The following is a 20,655-nucleotide window of genomic DNA, read 5'->3' on the forward strand; positions in this document are numbered from 1 at the left end:
TCTATATATGTTCCTACTTTGATTCGGCCAAATGCAAAGCTTGCAAGAACCGGGTGGGAGTATCAGCGGCGCAGCGAACGCAAGAAGGATAATCGCTTGCCTGCCTGCTCGCACAGATAATCGACAACGGCGGGATGCATTTCGCCTTCGAAGGCAACCCCGGCAAAGGCCCCTTCAATCCACACGATGGTGCCGAGCGGCGCATTGATGCCGTTCATGCGCATCATTACCCGGTCGCCCAACTGGGCAAAACCGGGCTTGCCGCGAATCTTGCAGCCGCTTTCGGAAATGTCGAGGAGATCAACATAGACTTCGCGCGAACGCACCCGGCTCTTGACCAGCAGGCTGAGCTGACGGCGTTCGGAGTTACGTGGGATCGAGTAGAGGTTCATGCGCGGGTGATCGCACAAATCGGTAAAGGAATGATAAGCGCCGCAACAAATGAGCATGATAAAAAGGCGAATTTTGTGGTTAAAGCCCGTAGCGCGTGAACCACAAGAGCTGTCCATGCGAGCACATCTTCCATAGGCACATGAAATGCCTTGTTTATTTTGGCAAACAGCGGTGCACAGCAGTCACTTCCTAAGGCATTTTCCGGCAAGCGGATAATGGGCAGTTGCCTCGCGAATTCCGTTGTTCAGGCGTAAAGCCCGTGCAGGAACCACAGCGGCGCCCCGCCCCGCCCGTCGCCAACAAGGCCGTGGCGGTAAATCCAGTAGCGGGCACCGCAGGAATCTTCGATGCGGTAATAATCGCGCAGCCGCGCGGTCGAGCGTTCGCGCCACCATTCGGGCGCGATCCGTTCCGGCCCCTCGACCCGGACAACATCGCGCACCTGGCCGCGCCAACGGAAACGCTGGGGCGAGCCATCAGGCGCGGCATAGAGCACCGCGATACTTTCGGGCTTATCCAGCAATTTCAGTGGTCTTTGATGGAAGTTGAGCATGCCTTGTGAAGCCGGCTCTGATTCGAGCGGCGCCTGCCAGCGCTGGGCGCGTTCGGGCCAGTGACTGGGGTGCGGCACCGGCCGGGTCACCGCCCCTGCCCCGAGCCTGACAGCCAGGCGATCGAGACATCCCGCAAGCGTGGTGCCATGCGCTTCGGCGGCAGCCTCGATATCGGCCTGCGCAGCGTGGAGCGGTTCGCACCAACTCGCGCAGAGCCGTAAGGTCTCGATCCCGAAACCGGCGTCAATCCCGTCAAGCTTGGCTGCCAGCAGCCCGATGAGATGCGCCGGATCACGCGTGGCCGCCGCCAGTTCGAGCCGGCGCATGATAACCTCGCCATCGACCCGCCACAGCAAAAGCTCGACACGGCGCGCACCGCTGCCGCGCGCGGCGAGCTCGCGCTGGAGATCAGCGGCCAGATCCGCCAGCACCCGATCGAGCAAGGCGCGGTGGCGGATCGGCTCGGTCACCTGGCGCTGCACCAGCGGCATGGGCTGCGCCACGACCGGAAGCAGCGGTTCGGGAACAAGGCCAAGCAACTGATCAAGCCGGATCAGCGGATTGGTCGCCGGAGACTTGCGATTGCGGAAACGCCGTTGCAGCGCATCGCGCGCCGCGGCGGGATCGCCCCCCTCGCCCAGCCCGACCAGATCGCCGATCCGCTTGAGCCCGAGCCGCCGCAGAACGGTGATGACATCTCCATCAAGCCGCAGCGCCGCAACCGGCAGATCGCCAAGCAGGCGCATGGGATCATCGCCGGGAGCGAGAATGGCGGGTTGCGCCCGCGAATGGGCGGCGAAATGCGCGAGCGCCCACGCGGCCCCGGCGGTCGGGGCCAGCGCCGCGCGCGCCGCAAAGCCGCGCTGACCGAAGGCCGCGGCGAGATCGGCGAGCAAGCGCGCTTCGCCGCCGAACAGGTGGCTTGCGCCGGTGGTATCAACCAGCAGGCCATCGGGCGGGTCGAGCGCGCTCCACGGTCCCCAGCGCTGCGCCCACAGCGCCAGCTTTTCGAGGCACGCCAGATCGCCCGCCGGATCAGAAGGAACGGCGGCCAGTGCGGGGCACAGCGCGCGCGCATCGGCGAGGCGCATCCCCGCGGCTGCGCCCGCCGCCCGCGCTGCCGGGTTGACCGCATCAATGCGCGGGCCGTGGGCCGTATCGCTGATCAGCGCGAGCGGGGCAGCATCCGCCCCTTCGCCGCGCGCCAGGCGGTTAACCTGCCGCCAGCGATCGAGCGCCAGATCCATCAGCCAGATCGCCATGATCCGGCGGGCTGGCTGCAAGGGGGGAGACGCGCTCGGCGCGTAAGGCTCCTGCATCATCGCTCAGCATCCATTCTCCGGGCAGATGGGCACGGGCCCGGAACAATTCGGCGTGCCAACGGCCAGCGCCCGGTGCTGTGGGATTCCAGCGCGGCGGCAGCGAAGGCGCTGCTGCCGCCCGCCAGCGCATCCGCGCCGAGGACAGATCGGGCGCGGCATCCAGCCGCACCAGCCACAGGGCAATCCCGGCCCGCTCGGCCGCAAGGCTGAGCCGCCGCGAGGCCGTGAAATCAAGCGTGCGCGGGTTGCCCGCGACCTCGCCGATCACGCAGGCCAGATCGCGGCATTTCAGCCCTTCTTCCATCGCGAACAGCGCATCTTCGGGCGATGTCGCCGCGACATGGATCACCCGGTAACGCAGGTCTGCCGGCAAGCCGTGCAGATAGGGACGACCACCCAGCCGGATCGCGGCGCGATCCTGCACCCACAGGACGTGCCGCCGCGCTGCGTCTGCGCTGTCCGCTGCTGCCTTCAGGGCATCGCGCGCCAGCGCCAGCGCCAGCCCGACCCCGCAAGCCTGATGGCCAGGCGCGAAAATCTCACTGTGCAAGGGCTGACTCGCCAGCCCCGGTCGCCAGCGCGCAGCCGCACGCCGCGCACCGCCGGGATAGGAAGAGGCCACGGATGGTACAGGCAGCGAGGGCGAAAAACGACTCATATGTTCTTATTATGTTCTATTCGTCGTTCTGGCAATCTCCCTGCCATGCAAAAAGGGCCGCCCTTGTGGACGGCCCCTTCGCATACCTTACGATAAAGATCAGTTCTCACTTATCCTCGTCGATCGGCACCATGCTTTCCCTGCCGCCGATATCATCGACCACTTCGACAATCCCGCGCCCGAGATGGCTACGACCACGCCCATACAGGAAGTAGATCACCACGCCGATGGCCGTCCATGCCGGCAGCACAATCATTGCTTCGGATGGCAGATTGAGAAACAGGAAGATACAGCCTGCAATCGTCGCCGGGCCGACAAACCACAGCCCCTGCACCCGGAACGGGCGCTTCACATCGGGCCGCTGACGCCGCAGCACCATCACCGCAACCGCCACCAGCGCAAAGGCGTAAAGCGTGCCAGCATTGGCAATATCAGCCAGCTTGCCCACGGGCAGGAAGGCCGCGGCCACCGCCACCACCATGCCCGTTCCCAAAGTCACCACATGCGGGGTCTGCCACTTGGGATGCACCTTGCTGAGCACTTCGGGCAAGAGACCATCGCGGCTCATCACAAAGAAGATGCGGGTCTGCGCGAACAGCAGCACCAGGATCACCGAAGGCAGCGCGAGGAAGGCGGCGTAGCCCAGCGCGTTACCGATCCCGGAATAGCCGATCTGGCGCAGCACATGCGCCAGCGCCTCACCCGAACAGACCAGCGCGCCGGCATATTCCGGCATCGCGCATTGCCGTGCCAATTCCTCCGAGCCTGCCGGGAAAGGAATCCCGTTCGGCCCCATGATCGGCTGACCTCCGATCGTGCCGATCGCACCGGCCGCCACGAGAATGTAAAACAAGGTGCAGAACAGCAGCGAGCCGACCAGCCCGATCGGCACGTTCCGCTGCGGGTTCTTGGTTTCCTCGGCTGCGGTCGAAACCGCGTCGAACCCGACATAGGCAAAGAAGATCGTCGCCGCTGCGCCCACCGCGCCCACGCCGCTACCCCAGCCCCCGAAAACGCCGGCCGGGAGAAACGGATTGAACTTGTCGGGATCAACCTGCGGCAGGGTGAGCGCGATGAACACCATCAGCGCTGTCACCTTGATCGCCACGAGCACGGCATTGACCGTTGCGCTCTCGCTGGTGCCGATCATGAGCAGCCAGGTCACAAGCAGCGCGATCACCAGCGCGGGCAGATTGATGAAACCGCCTTCCGCTCCCCCAAGCGCGAGCGGCCCCGCTGATAGCCAGGCAGGCAGGAAAATGCCGAAGGTCTCGTTAAGGATGGTTCCGGTAAAATAGCCTGACCAGCCGACCGACACGGCGCTGGCCGCGATCGCATATTCCAGCACCAGCGCCCAGCCGACTGTCCAGGCGAGAAATTCGCCCATGGTCGCGTAGGTGTAGGTATAGGCCGACCCCGAAACCGGGATGGTGGAGGCGATTTCCGCGTAGCAGAGCGCAGCAACAACGCAGATCGCGCCTGCAATCGCGAAGGCCAGCATCAGCCCCGGCCCTGCCTTCTGCGCACCTGCCGCGGTCAGCACGAAAATGCCGGTGCCGATAATGCAGCCGATCCCGAACAGCATGAGTTGCAGAGCACCCAGCGAACGTTTGAGCGATTTCTTCTCCGCCGTTGCCAGAATGGCATCCAGCGGCTTGATCCGATCGAGAAACATCAATCATGAACTCCCACCAGCGCGCACCCACCCGGCGCACTGTCATTGTGCGAAAGACGCTAGCGCAACAAAAGTTCAACACAAGCCGAAATCACAGGGCTTTCCCCCGCTGCGCGCAGCGGCTAAAGCGGCGCGCCATGTCCACCACCTTCCAGCTCGACACCAGCACCAGCCGTGCCAACCCCACCCCGCAGCCGATGCGGCGGCTGACCGTGCCGAAAATTCGCGCGCGCAAAGTGGCTGGCACGACCGCCGAACCGCTGGTGATGCTCACGGCCTACACCGCGCGGCAGGCGCAGTTGCTGGATGCGCATTGCGATCTGCTGCTGGTGGGGGATTCGCTCGGGCAGGTGATCTATGGCCTGCCTTCCACCGTTCCCGTCACGCTTGAGATGATGGCCAATCACGGCGCCGCCGTGGTGCGCGGTTCCTATCACGCTGTCGTTGTGATCGACATGCCGTTCGGCAGCTATGAAAGCTCACCCGAACAGGCCTTTGAAAGCGCTGCCTTCCTGCTCAAGCAAACCGGCGCTGCCGCAGTCAAGCTCGAAGGCGGGGCGGCGATGGCGCCCACAGTCGCCTTTCTGAGCGAGCGTGGCATTCCGGTGATGGGCCATGTCGGGCTGACCCCGCAGGCAGTGAACATGCTGGGCGGCTATGGCGCGCGCGGCCGCTCGGATGCCGAGGCGGAAAAGATCATCGGCGATGCCAAGGCGCTCGACGCCGCCGGGGCCTTCGCCATCGTCATTGAAGGCGTAATGGAGCCGATTGCGATTGCCGCCACCGAGGCGGTTGCCTGTCCGACCATCGGCATTGGCGCCTCGGCGCGCTGCGATGGGCAGGTGCTCGTGACCGAAGACATGCTCGGCATGTTCGAACGGGTGCCGCGCTTCGTCAAACGCTATGAAGATATTGCCGGCGTGATCGATCGCACAGTCGCGCGCTATGCCGAAGAAGTGCGCAGCCGCGCCTTTCCCGGCTCCGAACAGACCTATCAGCCCAAAGACTGATATCTCATCCACTCTCCAGCCCGAAAGCGGCCCTTCCATGCAGACCTTGCTGCGCTTCTACACTTTCTCGCTCGCCTTTACCGCGGCCTCGCTTGCTCTGGCGGGCTATTACGGCTGGATGAGCACCGGCAATATCGGGGCAACCGCCTCGATCCTGTGGATCGTGTTCGTGCTCTCGATCCTCGAGATTTCGCTGAGCTTCGATAATGCGGTCGTCAACGCGACGGTGCTGCGCGAAATGGACCCGGTGTGGCAGCAGCGCTTCCTCACCATCGGGATTCTGATCGCGGTGTTCGGGATGCGGATTGTCTTTCCCATCGCGATTGTTTCGATCGCAGCGCAGATCGGGCCTTGGGAAGCGATCCAACTCTCGCTCGGGCAGCCGGATGAATATGAACGCATCGTCTCCAGCGCCCATATCGGGATCGCCGGGTTCGGCGGCGCCTTCCTCGCGATGGTTGGCCTCAGCTTCTTCTTCGATTCCGACAAGGAGGTGCACTGGATTGCGGTGGTCGAGGAGACGATCAACCGCTTCTCCACCGTGCCCGCGGTGGAGATCGGGATGGTGCTGGCCCTGATCTATGGCGTCTCCACCATGCTGAGCCCGGATGATGCCCTTACCTTCCTCACAGCCGGTGTCCTCGGGCTTGTGACCTATATCGGCGTCAATGCGCTCGGCGCGATCATCGAACAGCGCGAGGCGGCCAAGAAGGCGAGCGGCGCGATCGTGCGTTCGGGCCTTGGCGGGTTCCTCTATCTCGAAGTGCTCGATGCAAGCTTCAGCTTTGATGGCGTGATCGGCGCCTTTGCTTTGTCGAACAACATGATCGTGATTGCCATCGGCCTGTCGGTCGGCGCGATGTTCGTGCGTTCGATGACGGTCCACCTCGTCAAGGCCGGGACGCTCGCGGAATATCGCTATCTCGAACATGGCGCATTCTGGGCGATCATCGTGCTGGGCGCGATCATGCTGATCTCGGCGCGCTATCACATCCCCGAAACCTTCACCGGACTGATCGGCGCGACACTGATCGGGCTGTCGCTGTTCTGGTCGATCCGCCACAACCGGGCGGAAAAGCGCGCAGCGCTTAACGCGGGCCTTCCGCCAAGCGCGTAGCGAGCGGCGCGGCCAGCACCAGCTGCGCGAGGTGATACACCAGCAGCGGGGCGATCACGAAGCCGGCGACATCGGACGCAAACAAGATGGCGGCAAGCGGCGCGCCAATCGCGATGCTTTTCTGCGAACCGCCAAACAGGAAGGCGATCCGGTCTGCCCGTGGCAGGCCGAGCGGCGCGCCAATCGCCCACGCGCCCCAGCTGGCGGCCGCCAGCAGCGCCAGCACCAGTGCAAGCAGCACGGCCCAGTCGGTTGGTGCAAACATGCCGATCAGCCCTTGTGCCATCGCGCCCGATGCCGCGACATAGACGGACAATCCGATCACAAAGCGATCGAGCCACACGATCCGCGCCTTGCGCGCGTTGATCCATTCCGCGGTCCAGCCCTGCACCGCCTGCCCGATGGCAAAAGGCAGGACGAGGATCAGCCCGATGCGCAGGATCACATCATGGCCGATCTCGGCTGCCGCACCGCCGCCCAGCAGGGCGAATAGCGGCGCGCTCACCATCACACCGATGATGTTGAGCAAGGCTGCACCGATCACCGCCAGCGCGATATTGCCGCCTGCCAGCGTGGTGTAGGAGGTTGCCGATTGCACGGTGGATGGCAGGACGCCGAGATAAAGAAACCCGAGCGCCACCAGCGGCGGAAGCCAGCCCGCAGCGAGCCATTGGAACGCGAGCCCCAAGAGCGCCATCGCACCAAACACCCACACGGTCAGCGGCAGGACATAGCGCCAATTGGCAAGGCCGCGCGCAATCTCGCGGCGCGGAATGCGCATGCCATTGAGCAGGAACAGCACGAAAATACCGATATTCGACACCTCGCGCGCCATCTGCGCCGAATGCCCGGCTACCGGCTGCACCGCCGCGACAGACAGCGCCACCAACAGGGTCAGGATCATCGGATCGGCAAAGATCGAAAGGCGGCGCAGCATCATGGCCGAGCGCCCTTGCCCGCGCCCCGACGCTTTGTCGAGCCTTGCCAAGCGAAGCCCGCCGGCAGGCCTAACCCCTAGGCTTGCAGATCATACTGGCGGAGCAGATCATAAAGCGTCGGGCGGCTGATCCCGAGCAGCTTGGCCGTGCTCGAGATATTGCCTTCGCTGCGCGCCAATGCGTGGCGGATCACCCGGCGATCGGCGGCCTCGCGCGCCGCCTTGAGATTGAGCACATCGGCGCTGGCTTCGTCACCGCTGCCGAAATCGAGATCCTCGGCACTGATCAGCTTGCCATCCGCCATGATGACCGCGCGCTTCACGCGGTTTTCGAGCTCGCGCACATTGCCCGGCCAATCATGGCCATCAATCGCCGCCAGCGCATCGGCGGCAAAGCCGGTGACCGACGGGTTCATTTCGCGGGCAAAGCGTTTGAGAAACGCTTTCGCAAGCAGCACGGCATCACCGGGCCGATCAGCAAGGCCGGGAATCCGCACCACGATCTCGGCCAGCCGGTAGAACAGATCTTCGCGGAAGGTGCCAGCCGCGATCATCCGTTCCAGATCCTGATGGGTGGCGCACACGATCCGGGTGTTGACCGCAATCGCGCGCCGCCCACCGATCCTCTCGATGGTGCGTTCCTGAAGGAAGCGCAGCAGCTTGACCTGAAGGGGCAGCGGAATATCGCCGACCTCATCCAGAAACAGCGTGCCGCCATGCGCGCTTTCTATCTTGCCCTCGGTGGTTTTCACCGCGCCGGTAAAGGCGCCCTTTTCATGGCCGAACAGCTCGCTTTCGAGCAGATTTTCAGGGATTGCCGCGCAATTGATCGCCACGAATGGCCCATGGGCGCGGTCGCTGACATCGTGCAGCCCGCGCGCGAGCAATTCCTTGCCCGTCCCGCTTGCCCCCAGCAGCATGACCGAGACGCTGGTCTTGGCCACGCGTTCGATGGTGCGAGCTACCTTGATCATCTCGGGCGCGGCGGTGATCATCCGGCCAAGCACCGTCTTGTCAGCACTCGCGCTCGCCACGAGACGGCGGTTTTCTTTCTCAATCTCGTGCAGGGCCAGCGCGCGGCGCACGATCAGGCCCAGCGCATCAATATCGAGCGGCTTCTGGTAGAAATCATAGGCGCCGCGCTCGATCGCCTGCAACGCGCTCTGGCGCGCGCCGTGACCGCTAGCGACAATCACCTTGGTATCGGGCTTGAGCGCCATGATCGCATCAAGCACCGCAAAGCCTTCGGTGGTGCCATCGGGATCAGGCGGCAGGCCGAGATCAAGCGTTACCACCTGCGGGGCCTCGGCCCGCAACGCGGTGAGCGCGCTGTCACGGTCCCCCGCGATCACCACCTCAAAATCATCATAGGCCCATTTGAGCTGGGCCTGCAGGCCGGGATCATCCTCGACGATCAGCAGCTTGGGTTTCTTGTCAGCCATCATGCCACCTCGGCGTTATCGGATGTGCGGGCAACGGGTACGGGGAGGATCACCGCAAAACGGGTGCCCACGCCTTCGCGCGATTCGACCATCACCCGGCCGCCCATGGCCCGGATCATGTCGCGCGCTTCGTAAGCGCCAATCCCGAACCCGCCGGATTTGGACGAGACAAAGGGCTTGAACAGCGCATTGCGGACGAATTCGGGCGACATGCCGCAGCCGGAATCAATCACCTCGATCTGGCCGGACAGACCATCGCCCGTCACATCAAGAAACACCGGCGCCTTTGCCTCGCTGGCATCAATCGCGTTCTGCACCAGATGCACCAACGCCTGTTCGAGCGCCTCGGCATCGGCCATCACCCACAAGGGCGCTTCGCGTGCGACGGTCACGGGATGCACCGCGCGGAACCGCTCGGCGAGCCGCCGCGCCAGCGCGGTCAGATCGAGCGCCACCGGTTGCTGCACCGGCCCTTGGGCATAGCGGCCAAGACGCGCGAGCAGGCTCGCCAGCTTGTCCGAGGAATTGCGCAAGGTCACCAGCATATCGGCCCGGAAAGCCGGGTTCTCGGCGTGGCGCTCGGCGTTGGAGGCGAGCAGCGAAAGCTGGCTGGCGAGGTTCTTGATGTCGTGCATGACAAAGGCCATGCGCCGGTTGAACTCGTCAAAGCGGTTCGCTTCCATCAGCGCTTCCTGCCCCGCCTGTTCGGCGAGATAGCTGGCAAGCTGCTGGCCGACGACCTTGAGCAGATCGACGTCCTCCCAATCAAGCTGGCGTTCAATATGCGGGCGGGCGAGCACGATCACACCGACCAGCCGTTCGAAGTGGATCAGCGGCACCATTGCCCAGGCATCATCGGCGGCGCGCAGCCAATCCGGCACGTGCGTCAGCTCGCCATGATAATCGATCCCATGGCGCACTTCATCGAGCGCGATGATGTGCCCGTGCTGCTCGATCACACCGGACAGCAGGTGGTCTGCCGCCACCGCCGGGACGTCAAGTGTGGCCCAGTTCCAGCGCGCTGTCAGTTCGAGCTCGGCCTGTTCATTGGGCACCAGCAGCAGCCCGGCGGGGCTTTCGGTGAGATCGGCGAGCGCGCGGACTGCCCGCGCTGCGAGGCTTTCGCCGCCGGCATTGGGGGCACAGCCAATCGTCCGGTTCAATCGCAGCCATTCCTCGCGATAATCATAGCGGTGCTGGAAGAGATGCTTGGCCAGCTTGACCTTGGCCCAGGCACGAAACCGCCGCGAGGGCAGCCAGACAATCGCAACGAGGCTGGCGAGCACCAGAAAGCTGATCTGGCTGACGCGGACCATATCGCCGCCAATCAGCGCCAGCAGCTTGGTCACGAGGATCATTGCGGCGAGATAGGCCCCGATCACCAGCAGGGAGAGCGTGTGGAACGTCACCGTGCGCGACGGGCGCAACTCAAGCTGGGCGGTTGCTGCATTGGCACCGATCGCCAGCGCAATCGCCGCCAAACCCGACATCAACCCGCGCAAAGCGAGCAGCAGGCCCGGCTCGGCGCTGCCCAGATAGGCAATCGCATAAAGGTTGAGATCATAGGCATAGAGCGCCGCCAGCGCGCCCACGCTCCAGCGCAGCAGGCGGTGCGAGGCGGGCGATGCCCCGGCGTAGAGATTGTGCAGCAGCAACAGCGCACCAATCGCCGTAACCATGTGCACCATGCCGGTCAGCGCGGGGCTGAAGGCCTCCGCAGCCGTCAGGCTGCGAGCGTTGAGCGCGACCAGCAGCACCGCAGCCATATGCACCAGCTCAACCCCGAGCAGCACGATCACCAACGGACGCACCGGGCGTAGGCTGCGAGTTCGGCCATCGGCGGCGAAAAGGCGCTCAATCAGCCACAGCAAGGCGAGATTGCGCAGACTGCTGACCAGTTCGGCCCCCGGCGCAGCCGCGCCATAGGCCGCCACCACGATACACCACGCCGTGGTGATGGCGAAGACGAACAGCAGCGGCAGGCGATCGGGCCGCTGGCGATCACCAAATTGCGCTGACCAAAGCCCGGCCGCCGCCGCTAGCACGGCGCCCGCGACATGCCCGAAATACAGGATCGCGGGCTCCAGACCGGGGCCGAAACTCATCGCGCGCGCTCCGCGCTGCGCCGGGCCCGTCCCAAGCATACGCAGCGCCGGCTGCGCGCTACGGCGTCGGGTGCAGGATGCGGGCGAAGGCAAGGCATGAACACGGCGAACTCACATGGGTGGACAGGCGCTCCCCGTTCCTACCCATCAGAGCTTAAGTGTCGGTAAATTTTACAATGCGCCCGGCCAAGCGATCAGGCCCCCAGCCCGCTCGCCAAACGCGGGGTCGCGGGCGTCAGACATTCGGCGCGCCCGCACCGCGGACAGGGGGCGCCCAAGGGCACCGCATCCAGCGGATCGAGCGATATGCCGCGCGCATGGGCGAGATCACGGGCAAAGCGCGCCTCGATCCCCAGCACCACCGCCCGCCGCGCCGAACACATCACCCCATCGCCATCGACACTGCGGGCAATCGTGAACCAGTGGCGCGGCGCGCCCTCGCCTTCGCTGAAGGTCACCGCCTGCGTCAGCACCGTGCCCGGCCGTTCAAAGGTCGCAAAGGGCACCCACGCCGGCCAGCGCGCGCCATCCAGCGGATAGGCCGCACCGCTGCCGCCTGCGGTGAAACCGATCATCCGCCCGGCGCGATCAATCGTCGCGGTGAAGAACGGAAGTCCCCTCTCGCCCACCCGGCCCAAGGTGGTGAGCCGCTGCGCCACCTGATCGAGGCTCACGGCAAAGCGGCGTTGCAGCACGGCGAGATCATAGCCCGTCTGCTCGCAGGCCCGCAGAAACCGGCGATAAGGCATCAGCAGCGCGCCCGCGACGTAATCCGTGATATGCTCACGCATCACATTGCGAGCCTCGCTGGAGGCGAGGTTGGCTCCGGCCACAAGGGTTTCAATCGCTTCGCGCTGTTCGAGTGCACCGACCTGCCGCGCGATCTGGAACCGGCGGGCTGCACCGGGCAGCATTTCCGAAAGCTGCAATTGGCGTGCGTGAAGATCAAGCCGGTGGACTTGCCCCGGCATGACTTCGGCGGGCAGGATGCGCACCGAAAGCTGGTGCTTTTCACGCAGCCGTTCCCCCAGTGCGGCGCTGATTTCCCCGCGCGACAGGCGCAATTCATCCGCCAGATCCTCCGCCGCATGATCGAGATCGGCAAAGTGGTTCTGCCACCGCTCGATGGCGCGGCGGGCCGCGGCCTCGGGATCATCGGCGGCGATCTGCGCATGGTGCGTGTGCCCTGCGCCCAGTTGGTCATAGAGCCGGGCAAAGGCCGCAGCCGCTTGCGGGGCGGCGGCGAGCAGTTCCTGCACTTCCTCGCGATCGATCCCGAGATCGGCGAAGCGCTTGTCGGCCATGCGCCGCACGAGCCCATCGAGCCCGCCGATCGCATCGTCTTCGCGCAAGCTGCGCGGGTCGAAATCGAAACGCTCGATCACCTGCACCAGAACGCGGGCGGACAGCGGGCGCTGGTTGCGTTCGATCAGGTTGAGATAGGATGGCGAGATGCCGAGGATCGCGGCCATATTGGCTTGGGTCAGACCCTCGCGCTTGCGCAGGCGGCGCAGGGCGGGGCCTGCGAGAAGAGATGCTTCGACCATCCCACAGCTTGTAAATAAATTTACTTCTTCACACAAGTCTGGGCGAAATTGTCTGCATAGCCACACGATTTTCTGTAATTTTTCCTGTCACGCTGCACTGCAACACGGCAAGGAACAGCCAGCACCGGCTGCGGCCGACTCCCCAGGACGGAAAAGGGAACTGACCATGACCTACCAGAACACGATCGCGCAGATGCGCCAAGTCATCGCAGGCAATGGGCCGAGCTGGGCTGCCATCGATCCTGAAAGCGCGGCGCGCATGGCCATCCAGAACCGTTTCAAGACCGGGCTCGACATCGCCAAGTACACCGCCGGGATCATGCGCGCCGACATGGCCGCCTATGATGCTGACCCCGCCAAGTACACCCAGTCGCTCGGCTGCTGGCATGGCTTCATCGCGCAGCAAAAGCTGATCGCGATCAAGAAGCATTTCGGCACCACCAAGCAGCGTTACCTCTACCTCTCGGGCTGGATGGTTGCCGCACTGCGCAGCGAATTCGGCCCCCTGCCCGATCAGTCGATGCACGAGAAGACTTCGGTCCCGGCGCTGATCGAAGAGCTCTACACCTTCCTCAAGCAGGCCGATGCCCGCGAACTCGGCATGATGTTCCGCGCGCTCGACGATGCGCGCAAGGCGGGTGACGCGGTCGAAGCCAAGCGCCTCGAGAACGCGATCGACAATTACGAAACCCATGTGGTTCCGATCATCGCTGATATCGACGCCGGTTTCGGCAATGCCGAAGCGACCTACCTCCTCGCCAAGAAGATGATCGAAGCCGGTGCCTGTGCGCTCCAGATCGAAAACCAGGTCTCGGACGAAAAGCAGTGCGGCCATCAGGACGGCAAGGTCACCGTGCCGCACGAGGACTTCCTCCAGAAGATCCGCGCCTGCCGCCATGCCTTCCTCGAAATGGGCGTGGAAGACGGCATCATCGTCGCCCGCACCGACTCGCTCGGCGCTGGCCTCACCAAGCAGATCGCCTTCTCGAAGGAGCCCGGCGATCTCGGCGATCAGTACAACAGCTTCCTCGATTGCGACGAAGTCGATCCGGCCAACATCACCAATGGTCAGGTCTTCATCAGCCGCGACGGCAAGCTGCTGGCGCCCAAGCGCCTGCCTTCGAACCTCTACCAGTTCCGCGCCGGAACGGGTGAAGATCGTGTCGTCCTCGATTGCATCACCTCGCTCCAGAATGGTGCCGATCTACTCTGGATCGAAACCGAAAAGCCCCATGTCGAACAGATCGCGGGCATGGTTGATCGCATCCGCGAAGTCGTGCCGAACGCCAAGCTCGTCTACAACAACTCGCCCAGCTTCAACTGGACGCTGAACTTCCGCCAGCAGGTGTTTGATGCATGGGAAGCGGCGGGCAAGGATGTGTCGGCCTATGATCGCAGCCGCCTGATGAGCGTCGACTATGACGGCACGCCGCTGTCTGACGAGGCTGACGAAAAGATCCGCACCTTCCAGCGCGACGCCGCTGCGCGGGCCGGGATTTTCCACCACCTCATCACGCTGCCGACCTATCACACCGCGGCGCTCAGCACCGACAACCTCGCACGCGAGTATTTCGGCGAGCAGGCGATGCTGGGTTACGTCAAGAACGTGCAGCGGCAGGAAATCCGTCAGGGCATCGCTTGTGTGAAGCACCAGAACATGTCTGGTTCGGACATCGGCGATGATCACAAGGAATACTTCGCCGGGGAAGCCGCGCTCAAGGCGGGCGGTGTGCACAACACGATGAACCAGTTTGAGGCAGCCTGACGGCCGCCTCGGGGAACCCGTTTGAGGCAGCCTGAACGACACAGTTGGTGACATTCCCGGAAGGCAGCCTGCGCAGCCTTTCGGGAAGTCATCGAACCGACTAAGGACTTGGGCACGAGCACCCAAGGAGAGTGATGATGAGCGATACCGACACCGCCAGCCGCGAACCGGCCCGCGCCCGCGCGCTGCTTTCGACCGCTGATATGAAACTGCTGCGCCGTGCGCTGGAAAGCCACGCCCGCAACACCGAGGACCGCGAGGAACTCGCCAAGATCAATGCACTGCACCACCGGCTCGGGACTTACGTCCCGTCGAGCGAGTAAGGCCAAGCGCCAACACCTGTTTCACAGTTCTCCTGGGGAGGAGAAACGGCCGTCGGGGAGCTTCTGCAAGAGGCGCTCCGGCGGCCGTAATCGTTCGGGTTACCCTACCGGTTCAGCCTGCGGCTGTGCCTCGCAACCGCTCCTTCGAGGCGGTGCAAATCACCCGCCCTGTTTCGGCATCAGATCCAGCGTCGAGGCGACCAGCGCTTCGGTTGCGGTGGCGATCACCGTCGGCGCATCGGGTGCCCAGAATGGCGAGTGGAGCGAAGGCAAGGCCAATTCGCCCTTTTGCGCACGCTCCCACTTGTCCTGCGGCACGCCGCCAACCCAGAAGATCAGCGTTTTGACATTATCGGGATCGGCGCGGCGGAACTGGCTGAAATCCTCGCCGCCCATCACCGCCGGGGTTTCCATCACCCGGCCTTCGAACCGGGTCTTGAGCCGCGCCATCACCTGCTCGGTGAAATCCACCGTGTTGAAGGTGGCCGGGGTATAGGGCTCCTGCACTGTCACCCGCGGCAGCTTGTCTTCGGGCATGCCGGCAGCCATCGCTTCGGCCTTGGCGATCCGGGCAATCCCTTTGAGCAGATGGTCACGCGTCTCATCAGCATAGGATCGCACCGTGATCTGCAAGCGCGCCTCATCGGGGATGATGTTGTGCTTGGCCCCGGCCTGGAAGCTGCCAACCGTCACCACCGCAGAATCAAGCGGGTTCAGCTCGCGCGACACCAGCGTTTGCAGGCGCGTCACGATGCTCGAGGCAATGACGATCGGGTCCTTGGTGGTGTGCGGATAGGCGCCATGCCCGCCCACCCCCGGCACCACGATGTCGACCGAATCGACATTGGCGAGCGCGAAGCCCTTGGAATAGCCGATCTGTCCTGCCGGAAACTGCGCGGCATCGTGGAAGGCGAGCACATAGTCGGGCTTGGGAAAGCGGGTGTAGAGCCCGTCCTTGATCATCGCGAGCGCGCCCTCGCCGATTTCCTCAGCGGGCTGGAGGATCATCACCAGCGTGCCCGACCATTGATCTTTCTTCGCCGCCAGCAATTCAGCCGCGCCGACCCATGCTGTCATGTGGGTATCGTGCCCGCAGGCGTGCATCACCCCGGTTTCAACCCCGCTTGCCGGCGTGGCGCGGCGCTTGGATGCATAGGGCAGCCCGGTCTGCTCGATCACCGGGAGGCCATCCATATCCGCCCGCAACATGACAACCGGGCCGGGGCCGTTCTGCATCACCGCGACAACCCCGGTCTTGCCGACACCTTCAGTGACTTCAAAACCCAGCGCGCGGGCGCGCGCGGCGAGCTTTTTCGCGGTTTCGAATTCCTCGAAACTCAATTCAGGGTTGGCGTGGAGATCCTGATAAAGCTCAACCAACGCGGGCATCGCCGCCGTTACCTCGGCGCGCAGATCATCCGCGCTTGCCGGAACTGCCGCCAGCAGCGCCAGCGCACTTGCGCCCGCCCGGATTGCTTGCCTCGTCATGTTCAGATTCCCCTCTCGAAAGCTTAAAATTGAGACACTTGAGACACTGTCCTAACGCCAAAAACCTGACTTCCCGAACACATCTGCCGCGCTGCCGCACAAATCCGGTAACAGGTGTCTGTTGCTGCCAGCATAGCCGAGCGCTGCGTGATTAGGAAACACATGGCCTCCTCAAAGCCCGTACCAGATCGCCAGCAGCACCGAGAGCGAAAGCGCCATCAGCCCGACCAACGGCAGGCCGGCGCGCACATAATCGCCGAATTCATAGCCGCCTTCCGACATGATCAGCATGTTGGTCTGGTAGGCAATCGGCGTGGCATAGCACAGGTTGCAGCCAAACAGCACCGCCAGCACCAGGGGTTCGGGCGGCAGGCCGAGCTGGCTGGCAATGCTGAACCCGATGGGCGTCCCGATGGTCGCCGCCGAGGCGTTGGAGGCAAAATTGGTGACAAAGGCGACGAACAGCATGATCGCCGACAGGATCAGCGCAGGTGGCAGATAGACCAGCCCGAGCGAGAGCACCTGCCCCAGCCATTGCGCCGCGCCGCTCGCATCAATTACCCGCCCGATGGCAATGCTGGCAGCAATCAGGACAATCACCTTGGCCGAAAGGGCCCGCCCGACCCGATCAAACTTGACGCAGCCCGTCATGAACATCGCAATCGCGCCCGCCAGCGCCGAGATCGCGATGGGCAGTTTGAGCGGAGAGAAGCCATCAGGCCCGAACCACGGCAGCCCGATCGAGGCCGTGGCAATCGCCCCGACCATGATCGCCCCTGCCAAAGCCGCCTTCGACCGGCGCGGCAATTCGCGCGCCCCTTCAAGACGCAGCAAGCCATCGTTGCGCGCGAAATTGGCAAGGTCCTCTTCGAGCCCGGTCACCAGCAGCACATCGCCTTCGTGGATCCGCAGATCGCCCGCTTCGCTGTAAGCATCGCGTTCACCCAGCAAGCGATCGGGGCGATGGATACCGAGCACCGCGACGCTGTAGAGATCGGCAATCCCGGAACTGGCGAGCGTGCGTGACACCAGCCTTGAATCAGCGGTCACGGTCATTTCGACGGCGACGATATCCTCGCCCTGCGTGGCCGAAAGGCGGCGGATACGATCCATCACCCAGCTTGGCGCCAGCTCGCCCTTGAGCACGCGGGTCGCTTCCTCCAGTGCTTCATGACTGCCCGAAATATGCAAGCGTTGCTGCGGCTGGAGCGCACCTTGCGGGATGTCATGAAAGGTGATGCCCTTGGGCAGCTTGCCTTGCACTGCGGCCAGCTCCGCACCCGCCAACACCGAATTGGCTCCGACCCGGAGATAGGTGTGGAACAGGCGACGCACCTCATCGCCCACCACCGAATTGTCGCGCACCAGACGCGGCATCACCAGCCACAGATAGGGCAGCGCGATAATCCCGGCGATCAGCACGATCGGAGTAAATTGGAAAACGCGGATTTCACGCAGGCCCAGATCCGCGGCAATGCTGACCACAAGAATATTGGTCGACGTGCCAATGGTTGTCGCCATGCCTCCGATCAGCACCGCCGCGTTGACCGGCATCAGCGTTTTCGACGAGGCAATCACGCCCTTGCTCGCCAGCGCCACCAGAATGGGAATGAGCAGCACCATGACCGGCGTGTCGTTGACAAACATCGAGAGGGAAAATGCGATCAGGATGGCAAAGAGCAGGCCCAACCGCGCACTGGCGCGAAACACCCGTTCGAGCACGCGCGCAAAGGGCTCAAGCGCCCCTGTCACCACCAGACCGCGTCCCATGATCATCAGCGCACAGATCGTGATCAGCGCCTGATGGCCAAAGCCACTGAAAGCCAGCGTGAGGCCATCAGTGGGCTTGGCGCCCTCCAACGGAAAAAAATACAGCCCGACGGCAATCACCGCGATGGTGATAAGCGAGATGATCTCGACCGAAGCCCGCCCCCGCGCAAAGGCGATGAACATGGCAACCGTCACCGCCATGGCGGCGATGGCATGATAAGATGGGTTCTCTAACATAATCCCTGTTCCCGAGGCTTCCCAAAGCCGGGCGGGAATTACAAGGAACTTTTGCAAAAGCCTGGGGTGAAGCGTGGCTTGCCCGCGATGCTGGTGGTGCCCCTGGCCCGACTCGAACGGGCACTCCGTTAGGAACTCGATTTTGAGTCGAGCGCGTCTACCAATTCCACCACAGGGGCACAGGCAAGACCAGCGGGCCGCCTGTTAGCGAGCAGCGACGGTGCTGGCAAGCACCACCGCAGCCCGCATGATCATCTCAGCGCAAAGCCCCGGCCAGCAGCTTGTGCAGCTTGGAATGGAGCGCATCATTGGCCGCCAGCACTTGCGCGGAATGAATCGGCGCGCTGCGGCCGCGAAAATCGGACACGAAGCCGCCGGCCTCGCGCACCAGCAGGCAGCCCGCTGCGGTATCCCAGTCGCTGAGGCCGCTTTCCCAGAAGCCATCGAAGCGCCCTTGCGCCACATAGGCCAGATCGAGCGAGGCCGCGCCGAAGCGGCGGATCCCGGCCACTTCCGGGCCGATTGCGCCGAAGATGCGCGTCCACTCGGCAAAATCACCATGCCCGAAGAACGGCACGCCGGTCGCCACCAGCGCATCCGTGAGACGCGAGCGCGCCGAGACGCGCAGGCGCGCATCATGCAGCCAGGCACCGCGCGATTTTTCCGCCCAGAAGGTCTGATCGGTGATCGGCTGATAGACGACCCCTGCCACCACATCGCCCCAGCCCGAGCCATCAGGCTTGGGTTCCTGCGCAGCAATCGAGATCGCGAAATGCGGAATGCCGTGGAGGAAGTTGCTGGTGCCATCGAGCGGGTCGACGATCCAGCGCGGCATGCCGGGATCACCTTCGATCACTCCGGCTTCTTCCATGACAAAGCCCCAGCCCGGGCGCGCAGCGAGCAATTCGTCATAGAGCGTGCGTTCGGAACGCATATCGGCCTTGCTGACGAAATCGGCTGGCCCCTTGCGGCTCACCTGCAAGTGTTCGACTTCGCCAAAGTCACGCCGCAGGCGCGCGCCCGCTTTGCGCGCGGCGCGCTCCATCACGCGGATGAGGCCGGAAATAGCTGCCATGATATGTCCTCAGCCGGCCTTGCCGATATAGGCCTGCTCGTAGACATCAACGATGATGCGCGTGCCGCTGCCGATATGCGGCGGCACCATGATGCGCACGCCGTTATCGAGGATCGCAGGCTTGTAGCTCGACGAGGCGGTCTGGCCCTTCACCACGGCATCGGCTTCGACGATGGTGGCTTCGACCTGCGCGGGCAGTTCAACGCTGATCGGCTTTTCGTCCCACAATTCGAGCGCGACCTGCATCCCATCCTGAAGGAATGGGCGGGCATCGCCGAGCAGATCGCCCGGCAGCGTGATCTGCTCGTAGGTGTCGTTGTCCATGAAGACGAGATCATCGCCTTCGGCATAAAGGAACTGGAAGTCCTTGGTATCGAGGCGCACGCGCTCGACGGTATCAGCGCTGCGGAAGCGCACGTTGGTCTTGCGGCCATCGATGAGGTTCTTCATCTCGACCTGCATGTAGGCCCCGCCCTTGCCCGGCTGGGTGTGCTGGATCTTGGCAACTTTCCAGATGCCGCCTTCATACTCAAGGATATTGCCGGGGCGAATATCGACGCCGCTGATCTTCATGGGGCTGTGGGCCTTCTTTACCGGGTGAAAAGAGCGAGATTGGCGCGCTGCCGCAAGGGCGTGCGCCTGCAAATGATGGGCGCCGATAGCCGATAGCGCCCCGCTCGGCAAGCATGGCCATGATCGTGACGGAAACCGCCCGAACCTCATCCGGGGACGTTGCGCAGCGGCTTGGCGTTACCGGCCGTGCAGTGCTAGGGAGGGCCGAACATGAAGCCTCACCACCCCGCCCTGCTTGCCCTGTGTGCTGCCAGCCTTGCCATGACCGTGCCTTCGGTTGCGGCGGGGCAGGATCGCACCGCCGCGCGCCCGCAGCCGGGCCGTGATGCGGTGGTGGGCGACATGCTCGGCACCATGCAGCACGGGTTCTATCAATGCGCCTTGCCCGGTGATGCCGCCGGTGATGCCTTTGTCGAACAGCCCGCCGAAAGCTTCCGCATCGGCGCCGGATCAAGCTACGAGACCGAGGCGGGTAGCGGGGTTTACCTGATGCATGGCACGACCTTGGTGTTCACCCGCGGGCCGAAGAAGGATCAGCGCTTCCGCCGCCTTGGCGCCAACACACTGCAAGCGCTGGAAAAGGACAACACGCTTGGCCGATTGATCTGCACCCGGCTGGGCGGCGTGGACTGAGCGGACGGCCCGCGGCATCCGCTTTGGCCGC

Annotated in this window: 17 protein-coding genes and 1 tRNA gene; 5 read left to right on the forward strand and 13 right to left on the reverse strand. The window is 63.9% G+C overall.

The window, feature by feature from the left end; all coding sequences use genetic code 11:
• Positions 1-62 precede the first annotated feature (62 nt).
• The 4 genes from SOQ14_RS12395 to SOQ14_RS12410 all read right to left on the reverse strand — a co-directional run bounded on the left by SOQ14_RS12395 (position 63) and on the right by SOQ14_RS12410 (position 4,602).
• Positions 63-392 carry a PilZ domain-containing protein gene (locus SOQ14_RS12395; protein WP_322898431.1) on the reverse strand — a complete coding sequence of 110 codons (330 nt, stop codon included), beginning with the start codon at positions 390-392 and terminating at the stop codon, positions 63-65.
• Positions 393-637: 245 nt separating this feature from the next.
• Positions 638-2,209 carry a Y-family DNA polymerase gene (locus SOQ14_RS12400; RefSeq protein ID WP_322898432.1) on the reverse strand — a complete coding sequence of 524 codons (1,572 nt, stop codon included), beginning with the start codon at positions 2,207-2,209 and terminating at the stop codon, positions 638-640.
• Complete coding sequence (locus tag SOQ14_RS12405; protein ID WP_322898433.1) at positions 2,160-2,927, reverse strand: recA-like protein; 768 nt, start codon at positions 2,925-2,927, stop codon at positions 2,160-2,162. The genes SOQ14_RS12400 and SOQ14_RS12405 overlap by 50 nt, the downstream gene beginning before the upstream one ends.
• 106 nt (positions 2,928-3,033) lie before the next feature.
• Positions 3,034-4,602, reverse strand: coding sequence for an amino acid permease (locus tag SOQ14_RS12410; RefSeq protein ID WP_322898572.1), 1,569 nt, complete (start codon positions 4,600-4,602; stop codon positions 3,034-3,036).
• A gap of 137 nt (positions 4,603-4,739) precedes the next feature.
• Between SOQ14_RS12410 and panB the strand changes: the two genes are divergently transcribed.
• Both panB and SOQ14_RS12420 read left to right on the forward strand, forming a co-directional pair.
• On the forward strand, positions 4,740-5,612 hold the full coding sequence (panB, locus tag SOQ14_RS12415) for a 3-methyl-2-oxobutanoate hydroxymethyltransferase (protein ID WP_322898434.1): 873 nt from the start codon (positions 4,740-4,742) through the stop codon (positions 5,610-5,612).
• A gap of 37 nt (positions 5,613-5,649) precedes the next feature.
• On the forward strand, positions 5,650-6,729 hold the full coding sequence (locus SOQ14_RS12420; protein WP_322898435.1) for a DUF475 domain-containing protein: 1,080 nt from the start codon (positions 5,650-5,652) through the stop codon (positions 6,727-6,729).
• Here SOQ14_RS12420 and SOQ14_RS12425 read toward each other — a convergent pair.
• The 4 genes from SOQ14_RS12425 to SOQ14_RS12440 all read right to left on the reverse strand — a co-directional run bounded on the left by SOQ14_RS12425 (position 6,701) and on the right by SOQ14_RS12440 (position 12,760).
• Positions 6,701-7,669: a bile acid:sodium symporter family protein gene (locus tag SOQ14_RS12425; protein ID WP_322898436.1), complete on the reverse strand. Its 969-nt coding sequence runs from the start codon at positions 7,667-7,669 to the stop codon at positions 6,701-6,703. The genes SOQ14_RS12420 and SOQ14_RS12425 overlap by 29 nt on opposite strands.
• A gap of 74 nt (positions 7,670-7,743) precedes the next feature.
• The gene (prsR, locus tag SOQ14_RS12430; protein WP_322898437.1) at positions 7,744-9,108 is read right to left on the reverse strand and encodes a PEP-CTERM-box response regulator transcription factor; all 1,365 of its coding nucleotides are present in this window, start codon (positions 9,106-9,108) and stop codon (positions 7,744-7,746) included.
• Complete coding sequence (gene prsK, locus SOQ14_RS12435) at positions 9,108-11,213, reverse strand: XrtA/PEP-CTERM system histidine kinase PrsK (protein ID WP_322898438.1); 2,106 nt, start codon at positions 11,211-11,213, stop codon at positions 9,108-9,110. The genes prsR and prsK overlap by 1 nt, the downstream gene beginning before the upstream one ends.
• 194 nt (positions 11,214-11,407) lie before the next feature.
• Positions 11,408-12,760, reverse strand: coding sequence for a helix-turn-helix domain-containing protein (locus tag SOQ14_RS12440; RefSeq protein WP_322898439.1), 1,353 nt, complete (start codon positions 12,758-12,760; stop codon positions 11,408-11,410).
• 166 nt (positions 12,761-12,926) lie between these two features.
• Between SOQ14_RS12440 and SOQ14_RS12445 the strand changes: the two genes are divergently transcribed.
• Complete coding sequence (locus SOQ14_RS12445) at positions 12,927-14,525, forward strand: isocitrate lyase (protein ID WP_322898440.1); 1,599 nt, start codon at positions 12,927-12,929, stop codon at positions 14,523-14,525.
• 137 nt (positions 14,526-14,662) lie between these two features.
• Positions 14,663-14,848, forward strand: a complete 186-nt coding sequence (locus SOQ14_RS12450) for a hypothetical protein (protein ID WP_322898441.1) — start codon at positions 14,663-14,665, stop codon at positions 14,846-14,848.
• A gap of 159 nt (positions 14,849-15,007) precedes the next feature.
• Here SOQ14_RS12450 and SOQ14_RS12455 read toward each other — a convergent pair whose 3' ends face one another.
• The 5 genes from SOQ14_RS12455 to efp all read right to left on the reverse strand — a co-directional run bounded on the left by SOQ14_RS12455 (position 15,008) and on the right by efp (position 19,991).
• Positions 15,008-16,336, reverse strand: coding sequence for an amidohydrolase (locus SOQ14_RS12455; RefSeq protein ID WP_322898442.1), 1,329 nt, complete (start codon positions 16,334-16,336; stop codon positions 15,008-15,010).
• A gap of 171 nt (positions 16,337-16,507) precedes the next feature.
• On the reverse strand, positions 16,508-18,343 hold the full coding sequence (locus SOQ14_RS12460) for an SLC13 family permease (RefSeq protein ID WP_322898443.1): 1,836 nt from the start codon (positions 18,341-18,343) through the stop codon (positions 16,508-16,510).
• A gap of 94 nt (positions 18,344-18,437) precedes the next feature.
• Positions 18,438-18,522 (reverse strand) — tRNA-Leu (locus tag SOQ14_RS12465).
• 77 nt (positions 18,523-18,599) lie between these two features.
• The gene (locus SOQ14_RS12470) at positions 18,600-19,418 is read right to left on the reverse strand and encodes an inositol monophosphatase family protein (protein ID WP_322898444.1); all 819 of its coding nucleotides are present in this window, start codon (positions 19,416-19,418) and stop codon (positions 18,600-18,602) included.
• 9 nt (positions 19,419-19,427) lie between these two features.
• Entirely contained in the window at positions 19,428-19,991 is a 564-nt protein-coding gene (gene efp / locus SOQ14_RS12475) for an elongation factor P (protein WP_322898445.1), read from the reverse strand.
• A 210-nt stretch (positions 19,992-20,201) separates the two neighbouring features.
• Between efp and SOQ14_RS12480 the strand changes: the two genes are divergently transcribed.
• Positions 20,202-20,624, forward strand: a complete 423-nt coding sequence (locus SOQ14_RS12480) for an elongation factor P (protein WP_322898446.1) — start codon at positions 20,202-20,204, stop codon at positions 20,622-20,624.
• Positions 20,625-20,655 lie beyond the last annotated feature (31 nt).

The sequence above is a fragment of the Erythrobacter epiphyticus genome, assembly GCF_034653295.1.
In the GTDB taxonomy this organism is placed as follows: domain Bacteria; phylum Pseudomonadota; class Alphaproteobacteria; order Sphingomonadales; family Sphingomonadaceae; genus Erythrobacter.